Genomic DNA, 25666 nt, shown 5'->3' on the forward strand with positions numbered 1-25666 from the left:
AAACATGCAATATTGTTCGTTATTTACCATCTTTGCAAAAACTTGGTTTAAATTATATGAATCGTTCAGGAAAATATTCCTATTAGGCTCTTTTACGCGGTAATAATTTTATATTTTGCAGATAGAGCCGAACCAGAACAACAACTACCTATGAAAAAAATCAAACTGATAGAAGTGCGCTCGGAGCTGGGAGCCGGTACTCGCGGGGCGAGTATGGGGGTGGATGCGCTGCGGGTGGCCTGCTGGGACAAAGGATGTGATTATTTCAAGCGATTCAACTCTGTCAGCGTTCCTGACCTGAACTATACCTTATTCGAAAAGGACCTTTTCCCGAACGCGCACCGCATCGACAGCATCCTGGCGGTGCAGAAGAACATCAGCAACGCCGTGCAGCACACCCTGGAGCTCGACATGTTCCCGCTGGTGCTTTCCGGAGACCATTCCAATGCCCACGGCACCATTGCCGGCATCAAGGCTGCCTACCCTGACAAGATGCTGGGCGTAATATGGGTGGACGCACACGCCGACATCCACTCGCCCTATACCTCCCCTTCGGGCAATGTGCACGGCATGCCGCTGGCCATGGCCCTGAACATCGACAACCTGGAACGGCAGATAAACGACCCGGAACCGGAGACGATTTTCTTCTGGAACTCGCTCAAGAAGCTGGGTTACCCCGGCCCGAAGCTGGAGCCAGAGCACCTGGTCTACATCGTGGTACGCGACACCGAGGAACCGGAAGATTACCTCATGGAGAAGCACGGCATCAAGAACTTCACCTACGCTGAGCTTAGCCAAAAGGGACCGCAGCAAATCGCCATGGAAGCGCTAGAACGGTTGCGCGACTGCGACATTATCTACGTATCGTTTGATGTGGACAGCCTGGATTCCAAGTTCTCCAAAGGAACTGGAACGCCGGTGGAGGTGGGGCTGACGGTGGACGAGGCCAAGGAGCTGAACTACCACCTGCTGCAGGACCCGCGCATCGTCTGCTACGAGATGACCGAAATCAACCCGACGCTCGACACTGAGAACACCATGGCCGAGAACGCCTTTGACATACTGGAGACAGCCACCGACGCCATCCTACACCGAGAATTCAATAAAACAGCTATACATTAATTCTTTTAATGCAACTTCAAACCGCTATTAGCCAGAGCATCAGCCAGGCCCTGCAGGCTTTGTTCAACCTTTCTGTCGATGCTTCTGGCATCAGCCTGCAGCCCACCCGCAAGGAGTTCGCCGGCAGCTTTACCTTCGTCACCTTCCCGTATACCAAGCAGGCCGGCAAAGGCCCCGAGCAGATAGGGGAGGCCCTGGGCGCTCATCTTAAAGAGCATGCCGCTGAGGTGAAGGACTACAACGTGGTGAAGGGCTTCCTGAACCTGGAGATAGAAGAGCAGGTATGGGTACGCCTTTTTCGGGACCTGATGACCAATCCAAACCATGGCAAGGCGCAGGAATCCGACAGAAAGGTGATGGTGGAGTACTCTTCGCCGAACACCAACAAGCCGCTGCACCTGGGCCACCTGCGCAACAACTTCCTGGGCTACTCGGTGGCGGAAATCATGAAGGCCAACGGCCACAACGTGATGAAGGCCAACTTGGTGAACGACCGCGGCATCCACATCTGCAAGTCCATGCTGGCGTACCAGAAGCTAGGCAACGGCGAGACGCCTGAGAGCAGCGGCATGAAAGGCGACCACCTGGCCGGTAAATACTACGTGCTGTTCGACAAGGCCTACAAAGAGCAGATAGACGAGTTGGTGGCGCAAGGTATGGACAAGGAGGAGGCCAAGAAGAAAGCCCCGCTCATACTGGAGGCGCAGGAGATGCTGCAGAAATGGGAGCAGGGCGACGAGGAAGTGGTGTCGCTGTGGAGACAGATGAACAGCTGGGTATATGCCGGCTTTGACCAGACTTACCGTACCATCGGCGTTGACTTCGATAAATTCTACTACGAGTCCGAGACCTATACCTTGGGTAAGGAGCGCGTGGAGGAAGGTCTGCAGAAAGGCGTGTTCTTCAAGAAACCAGACGGCTCCGTTTGGGTGGATTTGACAGATGATGGCCTGGACGAGAAACTACTGCTTCGCTCGGACGGAACGTCGGTATACATCACCCAGGACCTGGGAACGGCTGAGCTTAAGTACAACGACTTCCCGTATGACCAGTCGGTATACGTGGTGGCCGATGAGCAGAACTACCACTTCCAGGTGCTGAAGGCGGTACTCAAGAAACTAGGCAAACCATACGCCGAAGGCATCTACCACCTGTCCTATGGCATGGTGGACTTGCCATCGGGCAAAATGAAATCCAGGGAAGGCACCGTGGTGGACGCCGATGAACTGGTACAGGAGATGGTTGACACGGCTCGGCAGCAGACCGAGGAACTGGGTAAAATTGAAGGCTTCACACCAGACGAGGCGCAGCAGCTGTACCATACCCTGGCTATGGGCGCTCTGAAATACTTCCTGCTGAAAGTAGACCCGAAGAAGCGCATGCTCTTCAACCCGCAGGAGTCCATTGACTTCCGGGGCAACACCGGTCCGTTTGTGCAGTACACGCATGCCCGCATCTCGGCTATCCTGCGCAAGGCCGCTGAAATGGGTATAGCGGTGGAAGCGACATCGTTCAACGATTTCAAAAACCTGCACGAGGCAGAGCAGGAGGTGATTGTGCAGTTGGTGAACTACCCGGAGGTAGTGAAAGAAGCTGGCAAGCTATACGCCCCGTCGGTCATCGCCAACTATGCCTACGAACTGGCCAAAGCCTACAACCGCTTCTATCAGGAAATATCCATCTTCAATGAGACGGACGAGCAGGCCCGCAACTTCCGCATTGCCCTGTCCGCCATGGTGGCCCGTTTCGTGCGCGAGAGCATGGGCCTACTGGGCATCGAGGTGCCGGAGCGGATGTAAGGTATAGCTCGGGAAGCTTCAGGCATCTGCAAAACAAAACCACCCAGTACAGGTTATCAGCCATATTTCCATACCTTATAGAGAACTGAAATGAAGCGTAGCACAAAACTTTTGGCCGTAGGGCTTGTATTAGGTATAGCGACGGCCTGCTCCGGAGGGTCGAACTCCACCCAAACAAAGACAGACGCAATGGCAACAGGAACAACAGAAACGGCTCAGACTGCTGGTTTCCACACCTTCAAGATGCAAACGCTTGACGGCAAGGAAGTTGATTTCTCTCAGTACAAGGGCAAAAAGGTGCTGCTGGTGAACACGGCTTCGGAATGCGGCTATACTCCCCAGTATGCTGACCTGCAGAAGCTGCACGAGACGCATGGCGACAAGGTGGTGGTACTGGGCTTCCCGGCCAACAACTTTGGTGGTCAGGAGCCGGGCTCTGAGGAGGAAATCGCCAGTTTCTGCCAAAAGAACTATGGCGTGACGTTCCAGATGATGGAGAAGATTTCCGTGAAAGGCGATGACCAGCACCCGCTGTACCAGTGGCTTGCCAAGCACAGCCCGGACGGGGAGGAGCCAAGCTGGAACTTCAGCAAATACCTGGTGGACGAAAACGGCAAAGTGGTCGCTTTCTACCCTTCCAAGGTGAAGCCGATGGGCGAGGAAATCCTGGCAGCCATCCAGTAGATTAACCTCAAGCAAAGGGCTTTTGCCTGAAAGTGCCGGCAAAATAGTAACTTGCGATGGAGCTTTCTAAGACATACCTTGAATACAACCGAACATATCAACCGAAATCCAGGTCTGCTGAAGGCCTGGATTTCCGCTTTTAGGCCACGTACCTTGCCTTTGGCCCTGTCCTGCATTGGTATGGGTGGTTTTATAGCTGCGGCGCATGGTGCCTTCAACGGCACGGTGGTGGCGCTCTGTGTGCTCACCACGCTTTTGCTGCAAATCCTCTCCAATCTGGCCAACGATTATGGGGATACCTTGCACGGTGCCGACAGTGTGCATCGTGAGGGGCCAAAACGAGCCGTGCAGGCGGGGCACATCAAGCCGGAGCAGATGAAGAAAGGTATGGCAGTATTCAGCCTACTGTCGCTGGTGTCGGGGCTCCTGCTCTTATGGGTAGCCTTCGGAACAGGCGGTCTGGTGCTGTTCCTCATCTTCCTGGGGCTGGGGCTAGCGGCTATCTGGGCGGCCATCAACTACACGGCAGGCTCCAAGCCTTATGGCTACGCCGGTCTGGGCGACGTATTTGTGTTTCTCTTCTTCGGCTTAGTGGGCGTGTTGGGTACATATTTTCTGCAGGCGAAGGAACTGGAGGCCGTGGTAATACTGCCGGCTATGGTGTGTGGCTTTTTCGCTACGGCCGTGCTCAACGTGAACAACATCCGCGACATTCATTCCGACAAACTGGCCGGTAAATACTCCATACCTGTTCGAATAGGTCCGAGACGCGCCCGCATCTACCACTTGCTGTTGTTGGCGGGTGGCGTAGTGAGCGCTTTGCTCTACGTGCTGCTCAATTTCTACAGTGCCTGGCAGTTCCTGTTCCTGCTGGCGGTGCCGCTGGTGGTTATTAATGGCCTAAATGTCTGGAAGAAACAGACCTCCCAAGAATTAGACCCATACTTGAAGCAGATGGCTATCACGACCATGCTGTTCGTGCTGCTCTTCGGCATTGGGCAGGTGGTATAGCGGAAACGCCCCAATGGCTATACCTGCTGCTATACCCTGAGACCATTGCTTCCGTAAGTAGGTATTTACCTTTTAATTCGGAAACATGGAAAAGCGCAAGCTTGGTAATTCTGTACTCGAGATAGAGCCTCTAATATTCGGTGGAAACGTGTTCGGTTGGACAGCCGATGAGCCAACTTCCTTCAAGTTGCTGGATGCCTTTGTAGAGGCCGGTTTTAACTGCATCGATACGGCCAACTCCTACTCCTCGTGGGTGCCTGGCAACAAGGGCGGCGAATCTGAGACTATTATTGGCAACTGGCTGAAGCGGCGCGGCGGCCGGGACCAAATCGTTATTGCAACCAAAGTCGGCGCCAAGCTCGGCGACAACAGTGGCCTGGGCAAAGACTACATTCGGCAGGAAGTGGAGGCATCCCTGAAGCGGCTTCAGACGGATTACATTGACTTGTACCAGTCGCATTACAACGACCCGGAGACACCAATTGAGGAAACACTGGAAGCTTACGCCAAACTCATACAGGAAGGGAAAGTGCGTGCCATCGGGGCCTCTAACTTCAGCGCCGAGCGGCTGGAGCAGGCGCTGCAGGCGAGCGAGCAAAACAACCTGCCGCGCTACGAGAGTTTCCAGCCAGAATACAACCTGTACGACCGAGAGGACTACGAGAAAGAAATTGAACCCATCTGCACGCGCTACGGTCTGGGCGTCATCAACTACTATGCCTTGGCCAGCGGTTTCCTGACGGGCAAATACCGTTCTGAGGCCGACCTGGGTCAGAGCCCGCGAGGACAGGGTGTAAAAAGCTACCTGAACGAGCGCGGCTTTCGCATCCTGGAGGCGCTGGATGAGGTGGCTGACCAGTACCGTACCACTCCGGCCAGTGTGTCGCTTGCCTGGCTGATGGCGCGCCCGAGCATTACGGCTCCCATTGCCAGTGCTACCAAAACAGCGCAGTTAGAAGACTTATTGAAGGCAGCCAGCCTGAAACTGGACCAAGCCGCCATCAAGAAGCTGGACGAAGCCAGTTCCTACTAATGGACAGGTATAGCCTAAACTGACAAGAGCCGTTCCATGGGAGCGACTCTTGTCGGTTTGGGCTTTTAAAGCAGGATGTTCAGTTTCGTAGCCTGACCTAGGCTTGCAAGGTATAGCTGATGAAAGGACCTGCGCAGCAAGTAAATCAGGTATGGCTATTGTAACAAGTCGCTGCTCTGGATGATGCGGCCACCGTTCGTTAGGATATCCTGTTTGGCTGCTTCAAAGCCCTCCGGATTGATGGGACGGCAGGCGTCTTCAATCAGGAAAGTTTCAAAGCCTTCGTGCAAGGCGTCTTTGGCGGAGAAGTACACGCAGTAGTCTCCGGCCAGACCGGCCAGGTATACCTGCTTCGTCTGTTTGCCGCGCAGGTAATCTGCCAACCCTGTGGATTTGAGCCGGCCGTTGTCGTAAAAGCCGCTGTAGCTGTCAATCTCGGGATTGGTGCCTTTCCGGAAGATGGCCTCGATGCGGTGTGCCTCTAACTCAGTAGCCAAATCCGCACCGGGGGTGCCTTGCAGGCAATGGTCAGGCCACAGCACCTGCTCAAGTCCCAGCAGCTCGGTTGTTTCAAAAACGTTTTTGCCTTCATGGTTGGAGGCGAAGCTCTTGTGGTGCGGCGGATGCCAGTCCTGTGTCGCCACCACCAAATCGAAGTGCGGTTGCAACTGGTTGACCAGGGGGATGATGCGGTCCCCTTCCGGGACGGCCAGTGCGCCACCCGGCAGAAAATCATGCTGTATATCGATTAGCAGAAGTACTCTCATCTGGTGTGTCAGGTATAGCCTTATCTTTTTATCTAATGCTCGAGCTAAGGTAACGAATGTCTGCCTAAAACCATACCAGCTATACCTGAGTGGGTTCCTCTATTCCAGCAGTGAGGGTAGTCAGGGGAGGTTGGTGGTTTTCGTTGAAAATCTCGAAGTATACGGTATCGCCAATGGCCTCCACTACGCCGGATTGAGCAATGGTACCTTGGTAGGTGGCGTAGCAACTGAGGGCTTTCTTGAATACCTCGATATCCTGAGGGCGTAGATGAACCTGGCAGTCGATAAGCTCGGATGCGCTGTGTTTGAGGATGAACTGTCCGTTTTGGCGGAAATGATCCGTCTTGTTGGGCAGCGTCAGGAAGGCGAGGCGTTTGAGGTAATCGGCACCGCTGTCCTTCAGCTCCAGGTATACGCGCTTGGCCACGGCGTGCATCACCAGGTGGTCGTGAAAGCCGCTCACGCCGTGCACCGGGTAAGATACCACCACCTGTGGCTGCACCTGCCGGATGTGCGCCGCCACCACCTGCTCAATCTCGCGCGGGTCCATCTGCGCCAGGCCGCTGTCGGGCAAGTCCAGGACCGTCATACCGGTGAGACCCAGCACCTTTTCCACCTCCCGCATCTCCTTGTACCGGACTTGCCCCATCTCCTCCACGCTCAGCCCCAGTTCATGCCGCACCTTGGTGGCGCCGCCCCGGGTAAGCGTAAGCAGGTATACCTGATGGCCCTGCTCCAGTTGCTGCCACATGACCGGGGCAGGACCAAAAGACTCATCGTCGGGATGCGGGAAGATGTAGAGGATGCGCATGGGCTTTTTCGGTTAGAGGTATGGAAACGCTTTCAGCATACCTAAACGGAAAAGGAGCCTGTACCGATGCTGCTCGTGTGCAAAGGGTCGAGAGAGGGAGGCTGGAGAAGCTACCGCAGGGGCAGGTGCATCTTGTAGAGGTCGAATCCTTCGGCCCAAAAATCCTTCTCCACTTTTTCCAACGCAAAGCCCATTTTTTCATAAAAGGGGTAGACTAATTGCGTCGTCCGGACCTGTAGAAGCCTAATGGTCGGGTTGCTTCTTACCACGTCGATTCGGTGCGCTAGGAGTTGTCTGCCAATCCCCTTGCCTTGGTGAGCGGGGTGGATGATGTCCCAGGAGATGCGGGCAAGACCGGCCTCAGGAAAATAGTTGATACCGCCGCAGCCGATGACTTTGTCTCCGTCCTCCACCACAAAATAGTGTTCCAGGTGCTGGTCCAGGTATAGCAGGAAGTCCGCCTCCTCGGCTGGCGCGAAATACTGCGGGGTGTTGAGGCGCAGCAGGTATAGGAGTTCCTCCTTGTCTTGTTTCGTGTAAGGCCTGATCATACCTGTTCGTCTTCCTGCTGGTCCAATTGTCGAATCACTTTGCAGGGGTTTCCAGCGGCGAAGACGTCGGCAGGTATGTCTTTGGTGACCACGCTTCCGGCGCCAATCACGCTGCGGCTTCCAATGGTTACGCCAGGGCAGATGACGACACTTCCGCCCACCCAAACGTCTTCCCCGATGGAGATGGGCTTGGCAAACTCCACTCCCGATGCGCGTTCTTGATGGTTCATGGGATGTGTGGCCGTGTAGATTTGCACGTTGGGCCCGAAGAGCGTCCTGCTGCCGATGGTGACCTGCGTCACGTCGAGCACCACGCAGTTGAAGTTGAAGAACACTTTCTCTCCAGCCTGTATGTTGTAGCCGTAGTCGCAGTAAAAGGGCGGCTGCAGCCACAGACCGTCACCAGCGTGGGGAATCAGCTGCTGCAGGACACGGGTACGCTCCTCTGTCTGGTCCTCTCTGGAATCATTGAGCTCCTTGATGAGCAGCCTCGTCCTCAGTCTGTCCTCCACAAGTTGCTGGTCCAGCGGGTCATACAGTTCTCCCGCTAGCATTTTTTCTTTCTCGGTCTTCATGCGTGGTTATCAGTTCACTTGAACAGAAGTAGGTAAGGTATACGGGTACAGACGCAAACATCGTCAAACTGATTTGGGTATACCTGCTCCCAACAGTGTACCTGTTCTTTCATTCACCGTCTGAGAGCGGCAAGAGCCGCCTCACCGGCGGCTCTTATTGAATTGCTGCTTAATTCGCACCGCTGCCTCCTTGCTGTTCGCCTGCTTTCATGTCATCGTTTTTGATGCCGCGCTTTTTGCGGGCGATGTCGCCTTTCAGTTTGCCGAACCGGTAGTTGAAACCCAGGCTGTAGCGGCGCATCGCATAGTAGGATTCTTGGCTTTGGGTGAAGCGCGGGTCGTTTATCTCATTGAAGAAGCGACGGTTCTTTTGGAAAGGACTGTTGACGGAGAAGCTGATGCTCGCCTTGTTGTCCTTCAGGAACTGCTTGTTCACCGACAGGCTGTTCCAGATGTAGCCGGCCGAGCGGCCCTGCAGCAGGATGCGAGAAGAGCTGTAGCCAATGTTGCCGCTGGCGCGCCAGCCTTTCTCGAAGCGGTAGCTGGTGTAGCCGAACAGGTTGTAGGTGAAGCCCTCGTTGTCCTGCGGCAGGCCATCAATCATGCTGGTGAGCTTCACGTAGTTGGTGGTGCTGTTCAGGTTGATGCTCAGTCTCTTGAAGAGAGTGGTATTGCCGCTCAGCGAGAAGCCGTAGGTTTGGTTACGGCCGATGTTGCCATACGTGGTGCGGGCCACCGTGTCGGCACCCAGGGTGGTGAAGCTCTGGATGGAGTTGTTGGTGAAGTTATGAAACACGCTGGCATTGATAGAGGAGCCCTTCACAAAGGTACTGTATGCCAGGTTGAGGACGTTGTTGGTGGCGGCCTCCAACTCCGGGTTGCCATAGCTGATGTTGCGCGGGTCCACCTGGTTCACGTAGGGGTTGAGGTAGTACAGGCTCGGCCGCTCGATGCGTTGGGTATAGGAGAGGCGCATGGTGCTGGCCCCTTTGAGCTTGCGCGAGAGCGTGATGTTGGGAATCAGGTTAAAATAGTCCTGCGTGGCCAGGGTGCCGGAGGATTTGAAGTTAGCGTCAATCTTCGTCTCTTCCAGGCGCGCCCCTGTTTTCAGTCCCCAATCGCCTTTTTTGAGACTAAGGGAGGTATAGGCGGCGTAGATGTCCTGGCGGTAATCAAAGTTGTTGCTCAGGTTAGGGTCCAGCACGTAATCGCCTGTTTCAGGGTTCTGGTTGCTGTAGAAGTAGTCGCTGCTGTTAAGGCGGAAGATGGTCTTCACGCCCAGCTCCAGCGTCTGCTTTTTGATGGGCTGTACGTAATCGGCCTGCATGGTGTGTTCGGTAGAGCCGCCGTCGTTGTCCGTTTGGCTCACCTGTCCCTCGTAGTTGAGCAGGGGTTGCAATATGAAGTCTGTGCCGCTGCCGTTGCCGCTGTTGTTTAGCTTGTAGGACAGCGTCAGGAGCTGCTCCTTGTTCTTTTTGAAGGTACGCTGGTAGTCCAGCCCGAAGTCACTGCCTTCCCAGCGGTTGGTGCTCCTGTTCAGGCGCCGGTAGGCCTGGGTGAGCTCGCCGGCGGCATTCAGGAATTCGACGTTCTGGGTGAAGTTGCCGCTGCCGGTGCTTAGGTTCACGCTGTAGTTGGCCGTGAGGAGGTTGAGGGTGTCCATCTCGTAGCTGAACTCGCCACTGAAGTACTGGAAGGTGTTGTTGCCCTTGCTCTCACCTAACTGATTCAGGGTAGTCTGGCGGATTTTGTCTTCGCGGAACAGGTTGCTGCTATTGGTCGGGTTGTAGTGGGTGCCTCTCCCGAAGTATCCAGAGAAACCGAGTTTGCCTGTCTTCACCGTGAGGTAACCTCCTATGTTGGAGCCTTTCGGGCTGCTGGCGCTCAGGTTGATGGAGCCGTTGTACCCGCCGAGGCTCTTCTTGTGCGTAATAATGTTGATGATGCCACCCACACCCTCTGCCTCGTACTTTGACGGTGGGTTGGTAATCACCTCGATGCTCTTGATAGTGTTGGCGGGCATGCTGCGGAACACGTCCTTGGGGCTGCGCACGAACAGTGACGAGGTTTTGCCATTGACGAGCACGCGGTAGTTGCTGTTGCCATTGAGCTTGATGTTGTCCTCGGCGTCCACGGTGAGCAGCGGCACCTTGCGGAGCATGTCTAGTGCGGTCATCGTCTGGCTCTCTGGGTCGGCATCCACGTTATAGGTCAGTTTGTCGATGTCCTGCTCCACCAGCAGCTTCTCCGTCACCACCTGCACCTCTTTGAGCTGGTTGGCAGAGGAGACAAGGTATAGCCTGCCTAGGTCAATGGTGGAGGAGGAAAATGCCGGCAGCGGCAGCATCCGGGTTTTGTAGCCCACATAGGAGAGGACCAACTGATACTGCTTTTCAGGCAGTCCGGTCAGCTCAAAGGTGCCGTTCTCTTTGGTAAACGTACTCTTGATGGCCTGCGGCTTGCCCGCCTCCTGCACCACCACCGTCACATAACCCAGCGCGGCCTGGCTAGTCGAGTCGGCTACAACGCCTTTGATGGTACCGGTTGGAGAGACGGCAGGGGAAGGAGACTGCGCAAAAGAAAAGGTAAGTGCCAGGCAACTCAGGAGCGCCAAGAGTAACGTTTGTTTCATGCTGTGAATGTGTATGGTTGGATGTTTTATAAACTTGTTCATGCGCTGTGGCGCAGGGCCTATAGGCATGCTCTTCTTTAAGGTATAGGCTGGCTGCTGCAGGCAAGGTGTTGCAACATTGGTATTCAAGCTGTTATACTCTTAAGTAGGAGAAAACTGCGTCAGTTCGCCAGTAGCGGGTGGTCTGGTAGCGGGAATGCGGGAGCTAAAATAGTCGAAAGATTCCTTATATAGAAGAAAATGAATTGATTTTAACTTATTTTAACTTTTGTTTAACAATGAGCAGGGGCGGGAAACAGGAGGGTATAGGTATAGGTATAGGTATAGGTATAGGCGCTAACGAGAAGAGCCGCTCTTGGGAGCGGCTCTTTCACTGTTACTGGTTGTTATCCTGCGGAACCTGTTGGCTGCTGCCCTGCGGGTTCGGGTTGGACGGCTTGTTTCGGTTTCTGTTCCGGTTGCGGCTTTTGTTGCGGTTCGGCTTGCTGCCGGCTTCCTGGCCCTCCGCACGAGGCGCTCTTTCGCCTTCCGGTCGTGGGCTATGGTTAGCCAACTTTGGAGGTCGGTCGTTTCCCTCCCGGCGGGGTGTACCTGTCCTCTCGGGCTTCGGACCTCTGGAACGGCTACGGTCCCTTCCGCCGCCGCTGGCACCACCCGAACGGCTTGCGCCACCTGGCCGGCTGCCTCCTCTCCCACCTTTGTCATCGAAGCGGCGGGTCGGGTCATAGGCTGGGGCTGCTCCGAAACCTTCGGGCAACGGCAGTTTGGGCAGTTCGCGCTCAATCAGCTGCTCCACTTTGCGCACCCGGTACATGTCCTTCTCGTTCACAAACGTAATGGCCATACCTGTGGACGCGGCACGGGCCGTACGGCCCACGCGGTGCACATAATCCTCGGCATCCTGCGGCATATCAAAGTTGAGCACATGGCTCAGGCTGTCGATGTCTATACCTCTGGAGAGGATGTCGGTCGCCACCAGTATTTTGTATTTCTTGTTCTTGAAGCCCTGCAAGGCCCTCTCGCGTTCCTCCTGCGTGAGATCGGAGCTGATGCCTTCGGCCGGGAAGCCCATCTTCACCAGCGAGCGCACAATCTGGTTCACGTTGGATTTGCGGGAGGTGAAGATTATCATGCTCTGCACGTCCAACTCCCGAATCAGGTGCTCCAGCACAGGCAGCTTTTGGTTGTCGTAGGTCAGGTATAGGCGCTGGTCAATTCCCTCGGCAGGCTTGGAGATGGCTAGGTTCACCTGTTCCGGCTCCTTCAGAATCTGCTGGGCCAGGTCACGTATTTTCTTAGGCATGGTCGCCGAGAACAGCAGCGTCTGGCGCTCCTGCGGCAGCGAGCGCACGATCTTCAGGATGTCATCCATAAAGCCCATGTCCAGCATCTTGTCCGCCTCGTCCAGCACCAGGTACTTCAGCTGGTCCAGCTTCACATAGCCCATGGCCATGTGCGACATCAGGCGGCCAGGCGTCGCGATGATGATATCGGCGCCGCTGGTCAGCGCGCGCTTCTGCTGCTCCCACTCGTCTCCCTTGCTGCCACCATAAATGGCGATGGAGCTCACCGGGGCAAAGTAGCCCAGGCCTTCCACCTGCTCGTCAATCTGCTTGGCCAACTCGCGGGTGGGTACCAATATCAGGGTGCTGGTGAAGCCGAAGTTGGCGTGTGAAATCCGGTCTATGAGAGGAAGCAGGTAAGCCGCTGTTTTGCCGGTTCCGGTCTGGGCGCAGGCGATGAGGTCCTTACTCTCCAATATAATGGGAATGGCCTGCTGCTGCACTGGGGTGGGCGTATTGTAGCCCATTGACTCGATGCCAGTGATGACGTCGTCGTGTAAGTTGAATGAACGAAAATCCAAGGTTCTAATAGTTTTAATTTACCTAAAGCAGTTTCTCAAAAACCGCTTTATAAGGGTAAAGATACACTTTTTATACCTTATTTAAGAAAAATGTGAAAAATTATTAAATATGTATGGAAATTTATATTAATATTGCAGCGCCTTTAGATGACAAATAGAAATATGGCTATATATAATTGTTATGGCATATAAAACGTCATATATATATTACAAAGGCTATATAGTGTAAAATACTTGTCCTGAGCAGCAGGAATGGCAAATTGCTTCTGAAAACATGGTATTATATTTATATATAATTTGTTTTGCATAGAATATTTGATATTTTTGTTGAAACAATTGCTCCTGAAGGGGCGTAAAAACCAACAACACCACGGATAACATAAACCGAAACATAAAAGACTAAAAAACTTTAAATTCTGTCATGAAAAAAGCTATACAAGAATCACCAAATTTCTACCTCTTACTCGGCGTGAATATCGTCAATGCTATATTTATGCTGATTTAACAGCGACTCCTTGACTTCATATACATAGAAGGGCTGCCTTTCCAACCGGAGACGCTGCCCTTTTTTGATGCCCTGCTTTCTCCTTTCTACTGACGGCTCCGGGAAAACCGGCAGGTATAGCACCCTACAGATGAGCTGCGGACAATCGGTCCGCAGCTCATCTGTTTTTTGCCAGCTCTTGAAGCCATACCTGTATTTTCAGAAAGTTTAATAAGGTAAAAGCAGGTTTTTGCCCAAAACCAGGTATAGAATAAGGACAAAAAAGCTGCTTTTGCTAATTTAGAGCGACAGCCTCAGGTATAGCATAGTGGTTGACTTATCATAACTCATATACAACGTATGAACGCTCCTGTTTTCAAAGATTTGCTGGTGGTGGAGTTGGCCAGTGTGCTGGCCGGGCCAAGCGTGGGGCAATTCTTCGCGGAACTGGGAGCCACCGTCATCAAGGTGGAGAACGCCGCCACCAGAGGGGACGTCACTCGCACCTGGAAGCTCAGCACGGAAGAAGCTGCCACCGATGTGTCGGCGTATTTCGCCGCTGCCAACTGGGGCAAACACGCTGTCGCGTTGGACATTACACAGCCCGCTGCGCTGGCAGCGCTGCATGAACTGGTTGCCAAGGCAGACGTGGTGCTAGCAAGCTACAAACCCGGTGATGCTGAGAAACTGCGGGTAGATTACCATACCCTCAGTCAGCTGAATCCGCCGCTGATTTACGCGCATATCACTGGCTACGGCACCCACGACAGCCGGGCGGGCTACGATGCGGTGGTGCAGGCGGAAAGTGGTTTTATGTACATGAACGGAGAGCATGCCGGGCCTCCCACCAAAATGCCTGTCGCATTGGTTGATATCCTGGCGGCTCATCAACTCAAAGAAGCTATACTGACTGCCCTGTACCAGCGGACGCATTCCGGGAAAGGGCAATATGTGACGGTATCGTTGCTGGAGGCGGCCGTGTCGGCGTTGGCGAACCAGGCTACTAACTACCTGGTGGCGGGTCACAACCCGCAGCGCATGGGCTCTGCACACCCGAATATCGTGCCTTATGGCAGTGTGTTTACAGACAAAAACGGCCAACCGTTGGTATTGGCTATTGGCGACGACCGGCAGTTCAAGCGGTTGTGCGACGTGCTAGGCGCACCTGCGCTGGCCACTGATGCAGGGTATGCCACCAACAAGGCACGGGTACAACACCGCGACGCCGTGAACCAGGAGCTGGCCAGATACATTGAGCAGCAAGACCGTGAGGCGTTACTGCAGGCGCTGCACCAACAGCATGTGCCGGCAGGAGCCGTAAACAGTGTGGCAGAAGTATTCAGCTTGCCGCAGGCACGGGAAATGATGTTGCTTCACCCTGATGCAAAGCCTGGCGTGCGGCAGGTGGCTTTCAAAGGTACAGGTATAGCTGGCAACGCTGCCATTACGCCACCGCCCGCCTATGCCCAGGATAATGCTCACGTGCTAGAGCACCTGGCTGGACTTCCCGCAGATGAAGCCGCTGCCCTAGCGCCCAACGACTCAGCAGGTGGTTGACAGGAAATCTAGCCTGAATAACTATTTGCCGTGGAATAGAGTAAAAAATAAATTCGTTTTAAAGACAGAATTACCCTTACCCGTATGAAAGATAGACTCGATGATATCATAGGCGGCCTGCAACAGAAGTCCGCCACCAAGCAAGCCATCTACCGCAACACGAAAGAGACATTCGAGCGCATGAAGGAGATTTCGGTAGAGATTGTGGCGGAGCTGACAGAACGCATCACTAAACATAACGCAGATGTAGTGATAGAGTACCGCCACGTAAGCGACCTGGAGTTTCATATCAAGTTCTCAGGGGACTTGCTCATGTTCGTGATGCACTCCAATATCATCACCTTCCCGGACGATTATGAAATCATGCGTACTGACTACATCGAGGAGGACTTCAGAAGGAGGTTCTTTGGTCACATCATGGCTTACAACTTCATGGCAGACACCATCAAGTACAACCGCCTCGATGACCCGGGCTACCTCGTAGGCCGCATGCTGATAGACATAGAGAAGCACTTCTGCATTGAAGGCGTCAAGCAGCTCGACCTGCCCTATGAGCGCATCGCCAGCAACGTCATCACCGACGACATACTGCGCCTGATAGTGGAGAGCGCCATGATTGCCGCCGTCAACAACGACCTGATGGGGCAGGACGTGAGCGACATCGAGAAAATCACGCTGAAGCAGAAACTGGAGAACGCACAGCTTTCCAGGCCACGCAAGCTGGGTTTCATGATTAGCCACGAACTGACCAACTAACCTGTCATTCCGAACGCAGTGGGAGGTCTGGGTTTTCATAGCCCCTTATTCCAACCTTCTCACTGCGTTCGGTATGGCAACATCAGCAGGCAAGACTGATTCAGCAGTCTGCTTATCACATTTCAAAGCAGCATCTCTGTTGTTTCATCAGGCAGCCGGCTCCATCTCCTTTTCCCGTAGCTTTGCCAACTGCTCCTCAATGGCAGGCAGACTCTCCAGCAGTTGCTCAAAGCTGCTGATGCAGAAGTACTGGCTCTGGAAGGTCTCTTTGATGTAGGAGGTGTCCAGGATGTGCTGCACGTCAAACTCATATTTCACGCTCTCGTCTGACACGGACAGTTTGCTCTCGCCCACAGAGGAAAGGATGCCCGCCCCATAGATTCTCGCCTTCTGGCCTGGCTGCCGGAACAGTCCGAACTCAATCGTGTACCAGTAGATGCGCGTCAGACGGTCGATGATGTCGGGGCGGTCCAAGTATTGGAGCGCCATACCTGATAGCCTGGCCAGGAACTCGCAGTATACTGGAATGGTGAGCAGCGGCACGTGGCCAAACACGTCATGGAACATATCGGGCTCCTCCAGGTAGTCGAGTTGGGCCATGGTGCGCACCCACACCGTGGCCGGGAACTGCTTGTTGGCGATAAGTTGGAAAAACAGCGCGTCGTCTACGATGCCGGGCGCGGCTACGACTTCGAAGCCGGTAAGCGGCTTCAGTTTCTGGTTGATTTCATGGAAGTCAGGTATACGTTCCCGACTGAAGCCCACTTTTTGCAAGCCTTGCAGAAACTCAGGTATGGCTTTGTTTGGGAGGTTATGTAGCTGCCGGTCGAATAGGAGGGTCCATACCTGGTGGTTCTCGGGGGTGTAGCTGCTGTAGTTCTGTGTCAGGTTCATGGCTGTGTTGTTCTTGGTTTTTTAAATAGAAAGGGTATAAAATGAAAAAAGCAGAGCTTTCGCTCTGCTTCAGTTATATCAGTAGGAGGTGCCTGTCTGGGTTGTCCTTTATGTACGATGTGTAACCATCCTGATTGCCTGAGCGAGCGCAGCGGAGCAGCGGTAATAATAACCGGAGCCATAATAGTAAGCGCGATAGCAATCAGAGGAAACGGCAAGCAGCAGCTCCAGGCCAAATGGCTTGGGAAGGGAAAGAGTCGCTATGGCTGCCGGTGTATGCATGTGGTCTTTGGTATACGCAATAAAGCGAATTCCATCAGTAACGCAAAATTTATGGCAAGGTTATTTTAGGAAAACAGAAAAAGCGATGTGGCACCTGTGCTGCTATACCTGTATTCTGTGACTAACGCATGCATCGTTTCAGCTTTCATATGTAACCCATACTTGCCGCCGCAGGCCATACCTGCTCGACTCTGATTTGTTGAAATGCCTGAACTCAGCCTGTCTGCGTATATAAGAAATACGAGGCGTGAGGCTTTTTTATTCTTAAAGGTATGGGAGCAAGGGTGCAGGCAGGCGGTGCGGTAGGCTACAGCAAGTACAGGTGGCTGGTCGCTATGGGTATCTTTCTCCTGTTGGCCTTTACGGCTCCGCCTTCCGATACCAGGCCGCTGCGCACAAAGTATGTCATCATTGTGGTGATTGATGGCGTCAGGTGGTCAGAGACGTGGGGCGCCGCGCCGGGCTTGATACCCCACATGTCCACCACGCTCAAGAGCAACGGCAGCTTTCTATCTAAGTTTTTCAACGACGCCTATACCTATACCAACTCCGGCCATGCAGCCATCACGACGGGCGTCAACCAGCCCATCAATAACTATGGAGACGAACTACCTGCCAATCCCTCTATCTTCCAGTACTTCCTGAAACAATCGGGCAAGCCGGCAACCGCCGCCTGGATTGTATCGAGCAAAGACAAGCTGCATATCCTGGCCGATACCCAACGCCCCGACTGGAAAGGGAGCTTCCAGCCGTCTGTGAACGCGGGGAAAAACGGTCCTGGCACGGGCTACCGTGCAGATTCGCTAACGCTGGTGGAGGCTCTGAAAGTACTGAAAACGCACAAACCCAACCTGATGCTCATCAACTTCATGGAACCCGATGGGTATGCCCATGCGGCCAATGAGAAGTTCTACCTGAGAGGCATCGCCAGGAGCGATCGGTATGTGCAGCAGCTTTGGGACTTTCTAAGCAAGGACAAGCACTTCAGAGGCAATACCACGCTGCTCGTTACCACTGACCACGGCCGGCACCTGGATGGCATAGACGGGGGTTGGACGGAGCATGGCGACAACTGTGCCGGCTGCGAACAGATTTTCCTGTTGGCGCTTGGACCCGATTTCAGGAAAATCCAGATTCAGAACCGGCATACGCTCATAGACATTGCGCCCACCGTAGCGCGCCTGCTCAACTTTGAGATGGACTCAGTTGTGTTGGTGCCACACATCGACACCACTGTGGTGCAGTTCTCCATGGCAGATACGGTCCTCACACCCCGGAAAGACTCTGTCCGGCTTGAAACAAAACTCGACATCACCGTACTGAAGGGAAAGCCCATCAAAGAGCTATTCTCAGCCAAGACCCGCAAGCAGCTAGGACTCTAAAGTTAAGAGTCCGGTTCTGCCATACCATTGTCGCGTTTCCCGCTTCCTTACCAAGAACCACGTACCCATGTCTCAGTTGAAGTTAACCGGCCTCTCCAGGTGCTTTGCGCGCTGGAGGTTATACCTGCTGGCATGGGCTCTCCTGTTGGGGCAGTCGGTACAAGGACAGTCGTTGGCAGACGCAGCTGATGGGGCAGTGCCTGTTGAGGAGGCAGGTATAGCCAAAGAGAATCCACTGTTCACAGGAGGTGAAGTCCTTAAGCTCAAGCTCGTGACGGATTACCAGCGGCTGCTGCGCGACAGGGGAGATGAGCGGGGCTACCATCCGGCCACCTTGTCCTATACCGACTCGGCCGGGCAGACGGTGTCGCTGAGCCTGAAGGTGATGGTGCGCGGCAACCGCCGCCGGGACCCCTCGGTATGCCGTTTCCCGCCCATCATGCTGAACTTCGCCCGTAAAACCACCGGCGGGTCGCTCTTTGAGCACGTGAACAAAGTGAAGCTGGTGACGCACTGTGTGGGAGAGGAGTACGTGTTGCGGGAGTACCTGGTGTACAAGGTATACAATGTCCTGACGGAGCAGAGCTTCCGGGTGCGGCTCTGCCAAGTGGAGTACGTGGACGCGCAGGGGGAGCGGAAAGCCGAGCATCGATACGCCTTCCTGATTGAAGACGACAAGGAGATGGCCAAACGCAGCCACGCCAAACTGTTGCCGAAGAAGCGGGTTTTCCGTATGGACAGGACAGACGAACGTGCCATGGCCCGATTAGCCGTTTTCCAGTACATGATAGGCAATACCGACTGGTCGGTCCCGTTCCGACACAACATCGACTTGATTTCTGCCGACTCACTGGCGCCTCCTATACCTGTTCCTTTCGACTTTGACTATGCCGGCATCGTGGGCGCGCCTTACGCCATGCCTCCCCCTGAATTGGGAATCAGCACGGTGCAGCAACGACTCTACCGCGGGTATGATTTCCCTGAGAACATCTACCGGGAGGTCATCAACACGTTCAACTCCTACCGCACACCTATTTATGCGGTGTACCAGCAATGCGAACCGCTTAGCAAGAGCAGCCTGAGGCAGTCGCTGAAGTACCTCGATAACTTCTATAAAGTCATTAACAACCCCAGGAAGTTCCAGAACGAGATTGTGCGGGTGGGGGAGAACAACCAGAAAGCCTATGTGGCGGTGAAAGGGCTGCAATAAAAAAACGCGATGAGAGCAGGCAGGCTGCGGCTCATCGCATTTTGTATAGGAGTAGGTATAGCCTACATCAGTTCGGCCAGTTCCAGCCAGCGCATCTCCTTTTCCTCCAGCTCCTCATTCACCTGTTCCAACTCCTTGGCCCAGGCGGTGAGCTGCGCGTGGTCGGTGGTGGTGCCGGCGTTCATAGCTTCTGTAATTTCGGTCTTGCGTGCCTCCAGTTGCTGTAGCTGCTGCTCCAGCTGCTCGTATTCTTTCTTTTCCTGGTAAGTGGGCTTGCGCTTGCCGGCGGTGGGCTGCTCCTGCTTTTTCTCGGGTGTTGGTGCCGGAGCGGCCATTTTAGTGAGCTGTTCCTCTTTTTCCTGCTCCTTGAGCCACTCCCGGTAATCGGTGTAGTTGCCAGGGAAATTCCGGATTTTGCCTTCGCCTTCGAACACGAAGAGGTGGTCTACCAACCGGTCCATGAAGTAGCGGTCGTGCGACACCATGAGCAGGCATCCACCGAAGTTCAGCAGGAAATCCTCGAGTATGTTGAGCGTGATGATGTCCAGGTCGTTGGTCGGTTCGTCCAGAATCAGGAAGTTTGGGTTCTTGATGAGCACGCGCAGCAGTTGCAGGCGACGCTTCTCGCCACCGCTCAGTTTACTGACAAAGGTATACTGCTGGGCCGGCGCAAACTGGAAGTGCTGCAAAAACTGGCTGGCCGTGATGACCTCGCCATTGGCCATCTCCACCACTTCCGCAATGTCTTTCGCGATGTCAATCACCCGTTGGTCTTCCCGGAAAGTCAGCTCGTCCTGGGTATAGTAACCGAACACGGTGGTCTGACCGGCATCGATGGTGCCGCTGTCGGGCTGCAGTTTGGCCGTGAGCATGTTCAGGAACGTAGATTTGCCGGCCCCGTTAGGCCCTACTATACCTATGCGGTCCTTTTTCTTAAACACATAGGAGAAGTTGTCCACGATTTTCTTGTTGCCAAAGGACTTGGAGATTTTCTCCACCTCGATAATCTTACCGCCCTGCCGAGTGGTCTTGACGGAAAGCTCCAGTTGTGGGCCTTGTATCTTCTTGGCTGCTTTTTCTTTGAGTTCTTCAAAGGCATCTACCCGGTACTTGGCCTTGGTGCCGCGTGCCTTGGGCTGTCGCCTAATCCAGTCCAGTTCCTTGCGCATCAGGTTGCGGGCCTTCTCGGTTTCGGCTGCCGCCATCTCCTCGCGCGAGGCTTTCTTCTCGATGAAGTAGCTGTAGTTGCCTTTGTAGGTATAGAGCTGCCCGTTATCCAGCTCCGCAATCTCATTGGCCACTTTGTCCAGGAAATAGCGGTCGTGCGTCACCATTAGAATGGTGGTGTTCTGGGTAGAGAGCAATCCCTCGAGCCACTCAATCGTATCCAGGTCCAGGTGGTTGGTAGGCTCGTCGAGAATGAGCATGCTGGGCTCCTCAATCAGCACACGGGCCATGGCCACGCGCTTTCGCTGCCCGCCTGAGAGGTGCTTTATCTGCTTCTCCAGGTCGTGTATACCTAGTTTGGAAAGAATCTGCTTTACCTTCACCTCAAAATCCCAGGCCTGCAACTCGTCCATGCGCTCCATCAGGTGCTGCATTTTGTCGGCGCTGGTGTCGGGGTGGGAGATGGCCACCTCGTAGTCGCGGATGACATCCAGCACCTCTCCCTGCCCTGAGAAGATAGTCTGCTGCACCGTCAGCTCCTCGTCGAATTCCGGATTTTGGCCCAAGAAACCGATAGTCACTTCCTTGCGCACGCTCACGCTTCCTTCGTCAGGAGGGAGTTTGCCTGCCAGTACGTTGAGTAGGGTTGTCTTGCCGGAGCCGTTCACCCCAACCAAGGCTATGCGCTGCCCCTGGCTCAGGCCAAAGTTCAGGTTCTTGAAAAGCCAGCGCTCACCGAAGCTTTTGGATATATTCTCTGCAGATAGGTAATTCATGGTGCAAATTTAGACATTTCTGCGCTTAGGATACAGGTAAAATAAAAACAGGCTGACTTTTGGAAGCCAGCCTGTTCGTACAATATCTTTTGATTGGATTACCTCATAGTTTCCTCGTGTGCCACATTGGTTTTGTAGGCTCTGCTGGGCGTACGGTGCGTAGTAAGCGAAGCCAGCATTGAAAAAACACCAAATATCAGGTGTGGCGTGTACACTACGTCCGCAAAGCCGAACAGCCAAGGCGACAGCGCCAGAATCACGCCGATACCAAAGTCCAGCAACAAGTGTGTCTGCATAGGTATCATCTTAAAAATACCTACTTCAAAGTCCGTCATAATGGTCTGCAAGAGTACCATGGCTCCGATTACAACAGGTACCCAGGTTTCCGCTCCGCCAGCGGCAAAGTCAAAAATCCAGGGCGAAGCTATTAATAAAATACCATATATGTAATCAAGAATACCGTGAAAACGGGTTGGGATAAATCGCATAATTGCCTCCTTTCTGCTTGTTAAACTAGTTAATTTCTGCAGGTTGGTTGATGAATTATACGAAGGTTAAATGAGGATGTTGTAGTGGGTGTCGCTTTTTAGTGCAATTTACTGGTCAGTGACAACGACGGTTCGAGATATATAATCGTGCAATGTCTGCTTGCGGCGGGTGCTCAGAATCAGCAGGAATCCCGTAAACAAAGGGAGAGCCGACAGCAGTTTGGAGAAATAGCGCAGGTTAGCCTGTAGGAAAGTGATGCGCTTGCCGCGTAAGTCGGTCACCTTCAGACCCAGCGTGAACTTGCCAATGGTGGCCTGCTTGGGGGAAGCCTCTAGGAGCGTATAATAGAGCCAATGGAGCACCGGGAAATAGGCACTGAATAGGAACACTTTCAGTATTGCTTCAAACTCAACCATGCTGATTCCCCCGAAATTAACCACGTCTTTCCAGGTGCTGAACTGCAAGGGGTTCTCGGCTGTAGAGTACAAGATAAGGGAATAGCAGAACACCAGGATAGTGGTGTCTACCAGGAATGCAACGAAGCGGTTAGCCAGGCTGCCATAAAGAGGTGCTCTTTTTATGACAGGAGAAACGGGCATAGCAATAAAGGCTGAATTTGTAAGTGTAGTAGACATAAGGGCTTAGGTTAGTGGTGCATACACTGCTCTGCCTGCTTCACGGCAAAGCCTACGTGGGGATAATCGTTAGCTGCTGGCCTTTTGCAAGCAACTAAGCCCTGGATATCATTCCTGATAAGCTAAATATAAACAATTGTTCTTTAGTAACAAAATATATTAGCATAATAATATAGAATGCGACTACTATATGTTTAGGACAATTGGATGTATAACCCAATTATAATTTCAAAAAATTCAAAACACGTAAAGTATTAAGTCAACAGACCAAAAATAACGGCCAACGTACATTATCACCTCATTTTGCTATACCTTCGCAGTTAATGGCACAGGATAAAAGAGAGAAGCCAATAGGCATTTTTGACAGCGGCATAGGCGGACTGACTGTGGCTCAGGCTATTGTGCAGGCGCTGCCCCAGGAGCGGCTGGTCTATTTCGGAGATACGGCCCACCTCCCGTACGGAGACAAGTCGACCGCAGCCATACAGGCTTATGCTGTGAAAATATGCGACCTGTTGCTCCGGCAGCAGTGCAAGGTGATTCTGATAGCCTGCAACTCGGCCTCGGCTGCGGCCTATGAACTGGTGAAAGAATATGTGGGCAGCAAGGCCAGGGTGCTCAATGTGATAGACCCCGTGGTGAAGCACATCGGGGAGACTTACCCAAACCGAACGATAGGGCTGATTGGAACAAAGCAAACCGTGAACTCCAACGTGTACCGCAAAAAGGTAGACGAACTTGACCTCGGCATCACGTTGAAATCACACGCCACACCGCTGCTGGCCGCCATGATTGAGGAAGGCTTCTTCAACGACACCATCTCGGAGAGCGTGATACACGCCTACCTCTCAGACCCGGGTTTAGTAGGTATAGAAGCACTTATACTGGGTTGCACGCATTACCCGCTCATCAAAAAGCAGATAGAGAACTATTACCAGGGCCAGGTGGATGTGCTGGACGCGAGCCAGATTGTGGCGCGGCATGTCCAGTCGTTTCTGGAGGCGAACAGCCTGGCATCTGACAAACTGGTTGGCGACCATTCCTTCTATGTCTCTGACTTCACCCAGTCTTTTGAGGAGAGCACGCGCATCTTCTTCCAGCGGGAGGTCCACCTGGAGCATTATCCGCTGTGGGAGTAAAGTGAGGTAGAGAATTTAGGAGTTAGAAAGTTAGACAAGGAGCTGTTGCTATACCTGATTCGGGCGGCTGGTAACAATTGAGCAGGCAGCGCCACTACTCTTTCTTAAATTCCCGTAAAATAGGTACCTTTATACTACAACGGAGAAAAACATGAAAAAGCGATATTTGACCATAGGCGACTTCAAGCGCAATGCCTTTATTGTGGCTGCCGCTGCCTGCATGGGTCTTACCGGATGTGAATCCAATACATCCAGCAACCAGAACGGGAACGCCGGCTCAGAGGTGCAGGTGCCCGATGGCATCATCACCGAACTGACCGAAGAGGCCCCCGACCAGTGGAAGATAACCGATGAGCGCACCACAGTGCCAGGGCAGAGCATGGCCATCTTGAAGTATAACGATGGTCGCGTAGACACGCTGCAGGGGCTGGCGCTCGAGAACCAGATGCGCGACATAGCCAACAACCAGCAGCAGTACAACCAGGGCGGCTTTGGTCTGGGCAGCGTGCTGTGGTGGAGCGGCATGGGCTTTATGGCTGGCCGCATGATGTCGCCCCGACCTGGCTACTATGCCAACCCAGGCGTGATGCAGCGCACCGAGGCATGGCGCCAGAACGTGCAGACCTACCGGCAGCAATCTACGGCGCCGCGCAGTGGTCGCAGTGGGTACTTCCGGGGCCGCAGTAGTGGCGCAGGCGCATAGGTCCAAGGTATAGCAACAGGCCTATTTGAAGTATTTCCCGGTGAAGTCGCGGCGTTGTCTGTGGCGACCGGATGCGCTATACCTGGTGGGTTCTTTTCCACACCCAATCGCGCTTCATTTCTCAATCTTGTTTCTTCTCGAATAAACATTCATGTCAGATAATTCAAAATCTACCATCCGCATACAGCCGCACACGGGCGATGTGGAGAAAGCCGTTCGCGGTTTGGGCTGGGAGTGGTGCGTGGAAGACGGCTGTGCCAACTATGTGCCCGGCGAGACCGTGGTCATCAGCGAAGACGAAGCCGAGGAACTGTTGGACGCCGCCAGTTCCCTCTATGACATGATGGTGCAGTCGGTGCCGGATGATTTGCCAGATGCCTTCCTGAAAGTGCTGGGTATACCGGAGAACCTCTGGCAGTTGGTGCGCATTTCCTGGAACGATGACCGGCAGTGGCATCTTTACGGCCGCTTCGATTTGGCCCAAACGCCCGATGGACCCAAACTGCTGGAATTTAACGCAGACACCGCCACTTCTATACCTGAGACGGCCGTGGTGCAGTGGGCCAGCCTAGCCGCCGCCGGCAAGCAGAACGCCAACCAGTACTCCGGCCTGTACGAAGCGCTGGTGGAGCAATTGAGAAAGTGGCGCGAGAACAACGATGACTTGGCGCCCGCCCTGCTGGTGACCTACCTCGGAGCCAGTGCCGAAGACGAGGCCAATTGTGCCGTTATCACCCAAGCTGCCAACGAAGCGGGCTTTGATGCGCATCTTTGCCCAATTGAAAACATGACCATCTCTACAGAAGGGGAGGAGAAGGGCGTATGGGCACAGGTGGAGTCGGAGCAGTGGCGGCATTTCCCCTTCCTGTTCAAACTGCTGCCTTGGGAGCAGATTGCCTGGGAAGAGCCGGAACTGCTGGCAAGCCTGACCCTGCTGTCGCGCTCCCGCACCATCACCATCGCCAACCCTGCCTATACCTTGCTCTTCCAAAGCAAAGGCATGCTAGCCTGGCTCTGGAAGGCTTACCCGTACCACCCACTGCTGCTGGAGACGGATTTGGAGCCGCTGACGGGCAAGTACATCAAAAAACCTTACTTCGGCAGGGAAGGACAGAGCGTGGAGGTGGTGGACCGTGGCCGCGTGACCAAAATGGAAGGCGAGTATGACCGCCAACAGCAAGTATACCAGCGCTGGTGCGAGCTGCCCGAAGACTCCAAAGGCTATCAGTACCAAGCTGGCGTGTTCTGGGCGGGGGAGGGCTGTGCCATCGGTTTCCGCCGGGAAAAGGGCATCATCACCAACCTGTCGCAGTTTGTGCCGCACCTGCTGGAGGGGTAGGTAT

The 25666-nt window shown here is 53.9% G+C and carries 22 protein-coding genes; 12 read left to right on the forward strand and 10 right to left on the reverse strand.

Annotation, left to right across the window (positions count from 1 at the left end; genetic code table 11):
• The first annotated feature begins 150 nt into the window (after window positions 1-150).
• The 5 genes from rocF (at window position 151) to B051_RS0111580 (ending at window position 5649) form a co-directional block, all read left to right on the forward strand.
• Entirely contained in the window at window positions 151-1122 is a 972-nt protein-coding gene (rocF, locus tag B051_RS0111560; protein ID WP_018478358.1) for an arginase, read from the forward strand.
• Window positions 1123-1130: 8 nt separating this feature from the next.
• Window positions 1131-2921: an arginine--tRNA ligase gene (argS, locus tag B051_RS0111565; RefSeq protein ID WP_018478359.1), complete on the forward strand. Its 1791-nt coding sequence runs from the start codon at window positions 1131-1133 to the stop codon at window positions 2919-2921.
• Between the two features lie 90 nt (window positions 2922-3011).
• The gene (locus B051_RS0111570) at window positions 3012-3605 is read left to right on the forward strand and encodes a glutathione peroxidase (protein WP_026236350.1); all 594 of its coding nucleotides are present in this window, start codon (window positions 3012-3014) and stop codon (window positions 3603-3605) included.
• A gap of 78 nt (window positions 3606-3683) precedes the next feature.
• Window positions 3684-4616, forward strand: coding sequence for a 1,4-dihydroxy-2-naphthoate polyprenyltransferase (locus tag B051_RS0111575; protein ID WP_018478361.1), 933 nt, complete (start codon window positions 3684-3686; stop codon window positions 4614-4616).
• Window positions 4617-4701: 85 nt separating this feature from the next.
• Entirely contained in the window at window positions 4702-5649 is a 948-nt protein-coding gene (locus B051_RS0111580) for an aldo/keto reductase (RefSeq protein WP_018478362.1), read from the forward strand.
• 155 nt (window positions 5650-5804) lie between these two features.
• On the opposite strand, the gene pncA is transcribed toward B051_RS0111580, so the two are convergent.
• From pncA to B051_RS0111610, 6 genes are all read right to left on the reverse strand, one after another.
• On the reverse strand, window positions 5805-6416 hold the full coding sequence (gene pncA / locus B051_RS0111585; RefSeq protein ID WP_018478363.1) for a bifunctional nicotinamidase/pyrazinamidase: 612 nt from the start codon (window positions 6414-6416) through the stop codon (window positions 5805-5807).
• Window positions 6417-6495: 79 nt separating this feature from the next.
• On the reverse strand, window positions 6496-7227 hold the full coding sequence (locus tag B051_RS0111590) for a PIG-L deacetylase family protein (RefSeq protein ID WP_018478364.1): 732 nt from the start codon (window positions 7225-7227) through the stop codon (window positions 6496-6498).
• A gap of 110 nt (window positions 7228-7337) precedes the next feature.
• Window positions 7338-7778 (reverse strand): GNAT family N-acetyltransferase, encoded by a 441-nt coding sequence (locus tag B051_RS0111595; protein ID WP_018478365.1) that lies wholly within the window; start codon window positions 7776-7778, stop codon window positions 7338-7340.
• Window positions 7775-8353, reverse strand: a complete 579-nt coding sequence (locus B051_RS0111600; RefSeq protein ID WP_018478366.1) for a sugar O-acetyltransferase — start codon at window positions 8351-8353, stop codon at window positions 7775-7777. Before B051_RS0111600 ends, B051_RS0111595 begins: the two co-directional genes overlap by 4 nt.
• A gap of 169 nt (window positions 8354-8522) precedes the next feature.
• Window positions 8523-10985, reverse strand: a complete 2463-nt coding sequence (locus B051_RS0111605) for a TonB-dependent receptor domain-containing protein (RefSeq protein ID WP_169336210.1) — start codon at window positions 10983-10985, stop codon at window positions 8523-8525.
• A 376-nt stretch (window positions 10986-11361) separates the two neighbouring features.
• Window positions 11362-12795, reverse strand: a complete 1434-nt coding sequence (locus B051_RS0111610; RefSeq protein ID WP_018478368.1) for a DEAD/DEAH box helicase — start codon at window positions 12793-12795, stop codon at window positions 11362-11364.
• A gap of 898 nt (window positions 12796-13693) precedes the next feature.
• Here B051_RS0111610 and B051_RS21220 point away from each other — a divergent pair.
• Both B051_RS21220 and B051_RS0111620 read left to right on the forward strand, forming a co-directional pair.
• Window positions 13694-14890, forward strand: coding sequence for a CaiB/BaiF CoA transferase family protein (locus B051_RS21220; protein ID WP_018478369.1), 1197 nt, complete (start codon window positions 13694-13696; stop codon window positions 14888-14890).
• An 84-nt stretch (window positions 14891-14974) separates the two neighbouring features.
• Window positions 14975-15646 (forward strand): hypothetical protein, encoded by a 672-nt coding sequence (locus B051_RS0111620; protein WP_018478370.1) that lies wholly within the window; start codon window positions 14975-14977, stop codon window positions 15644-15646.
• A gap of 147 nt (window positions 15647-15793) precedes the next feature.
• Here the strand turns inward: B051_RS0111620 and B051_RS0111625 are convergent, their stop codons facing one another.
• Complete coding sequence (locus B051_RS0111625; RefSeq protein ID WP_018478371.1) at window positions 15794-16540, reverse strand: phenylalanine 4-monooxygenase; 747 nt, start codon at window positions 16538-16540, stop codon at window positions 15794-15796.
• Between the two features lie 554 nt (window positions 16541-17094).
• Between B051_RS0111625 and B051_RS21225 the strand changes: the two genes are divergently transcribed.
• Window positions 17095-18204 carry an alkaline phosphatase family protein gene (locus B051_RS21225; RefSeq protein ID WP_018478372.1) on the forward strand — a complete coding sequence of 370 codons (1110 nt, stop codon included), beginning with the start codon at window positions 17095-17097 and terminating at the stop codon, window positions 18202-18204.
• 67 nt (window positions 18205-18271) lie between these two features.
• Entirely contained in the window at window positions 18272-19414 is a 1143-nt protein-coding gene (locus tag B051_RS0111635) for a hypothetical protein (RefSeq protein ID WP_245539615.1), read from the forward strand.
• Window positions 19415-19476: 62 nt separating this feature from the next.
• Here the strand turns inward: B051_RS0111635 and B051_RS0111640 are convergent, their stop codons facing one another.
• From B051_RS0111640 to B051_RS0111650, 3 genes are all read right to left on the reverse strand, one after another.
• Window positions 19477-21357 carry an ABC-F family ATP-binding cassette domain-containing protein gene (locus B051_RS0111640; RefSeq protein WP_018478374.1) on the reverse strand — a complete coding sequence of 627 codons (1881 nt, stop codon included), beginning with the start codon at window positions 21355-21357 and terminating at the stop codon, window positions 19477-19479.
• Between the two features lie 98 nt (window positions 21358-21455).
• Window positions 21456-21845: an SPW repeat domain-containing protein gene (locus B051_RS23060; protein ID WP_026236352.1), complete on the reverse strand. Its 390-nt coding sequence runs from the start codon at window positions 21843-21845 to the stop codon at window positions 21456-21458.
• Window positions 21846-21953: 108 nt separating this feature from the next.
• Entirely contained in the window at window positions 21954-22481 is a 528-nt protein-coding gene (locus tag B051_RS0111650; protein ID WP_033316858.1) for an RDD family protein, read from the reverse strand.
• Between the two features lie 323 nt (window positions 22482-22804).
• Here B051_RS0111650 and murI point away from each other — a divergent pair, with 323 nt between their 5' ends.
• The 3 genes from murI (at window position 22805) to B051_RS0111665 (ending at window position 25662) form a co-directional block, all read left to right on the forward strand.
• A complete protein-coding gene (gene murI / locus B051_RS0111655; protein ID WP_018478377.1) occupies window positions 22805-23620 on the forward strand; it encodes a glutamate racemase in 816 nt (271 codons plus the stop codon).
• Window positions 23621-23771: 151 nt separating this feature from the next.
• Window positions 23772-24323 (forward strand): hypothetical protein, encoded by a 552-nt coding sequence (locus B051_RS0111660; RefSeq protein WP_018478378.1) that lies wholly within the window; start codon window positions 23772-23774, stop codon window positions 24321-24323.
• A gap of 151 nt (window positions 24324-24474) precedes the next feature.
• Window positions 24475-25662 carry a glutathionylspermidine synthase family protein gene (locus B051_RS0111665; protein WP_018478379.1) on the forward strand — a complete coding sequence of 396 codons (1188 nt, stop codon included), beginning with the start codon at window positions 24475-24477 and terminating at the stop codon, window positions 25660-25662.
• Window positions 25663-25666: the final 4 nt, after the last annotated feature.

This window comes from Pontibacter roseus DSM 17521, assembly GCF_000373265.1.
Taxonomy (GTDB): domain Bacteria; phylum Bacteroidota; class Bacteroidia; order Cytophagales; family Hymenobacteraceae; genus Pontibacter; species Pontibacter roseus.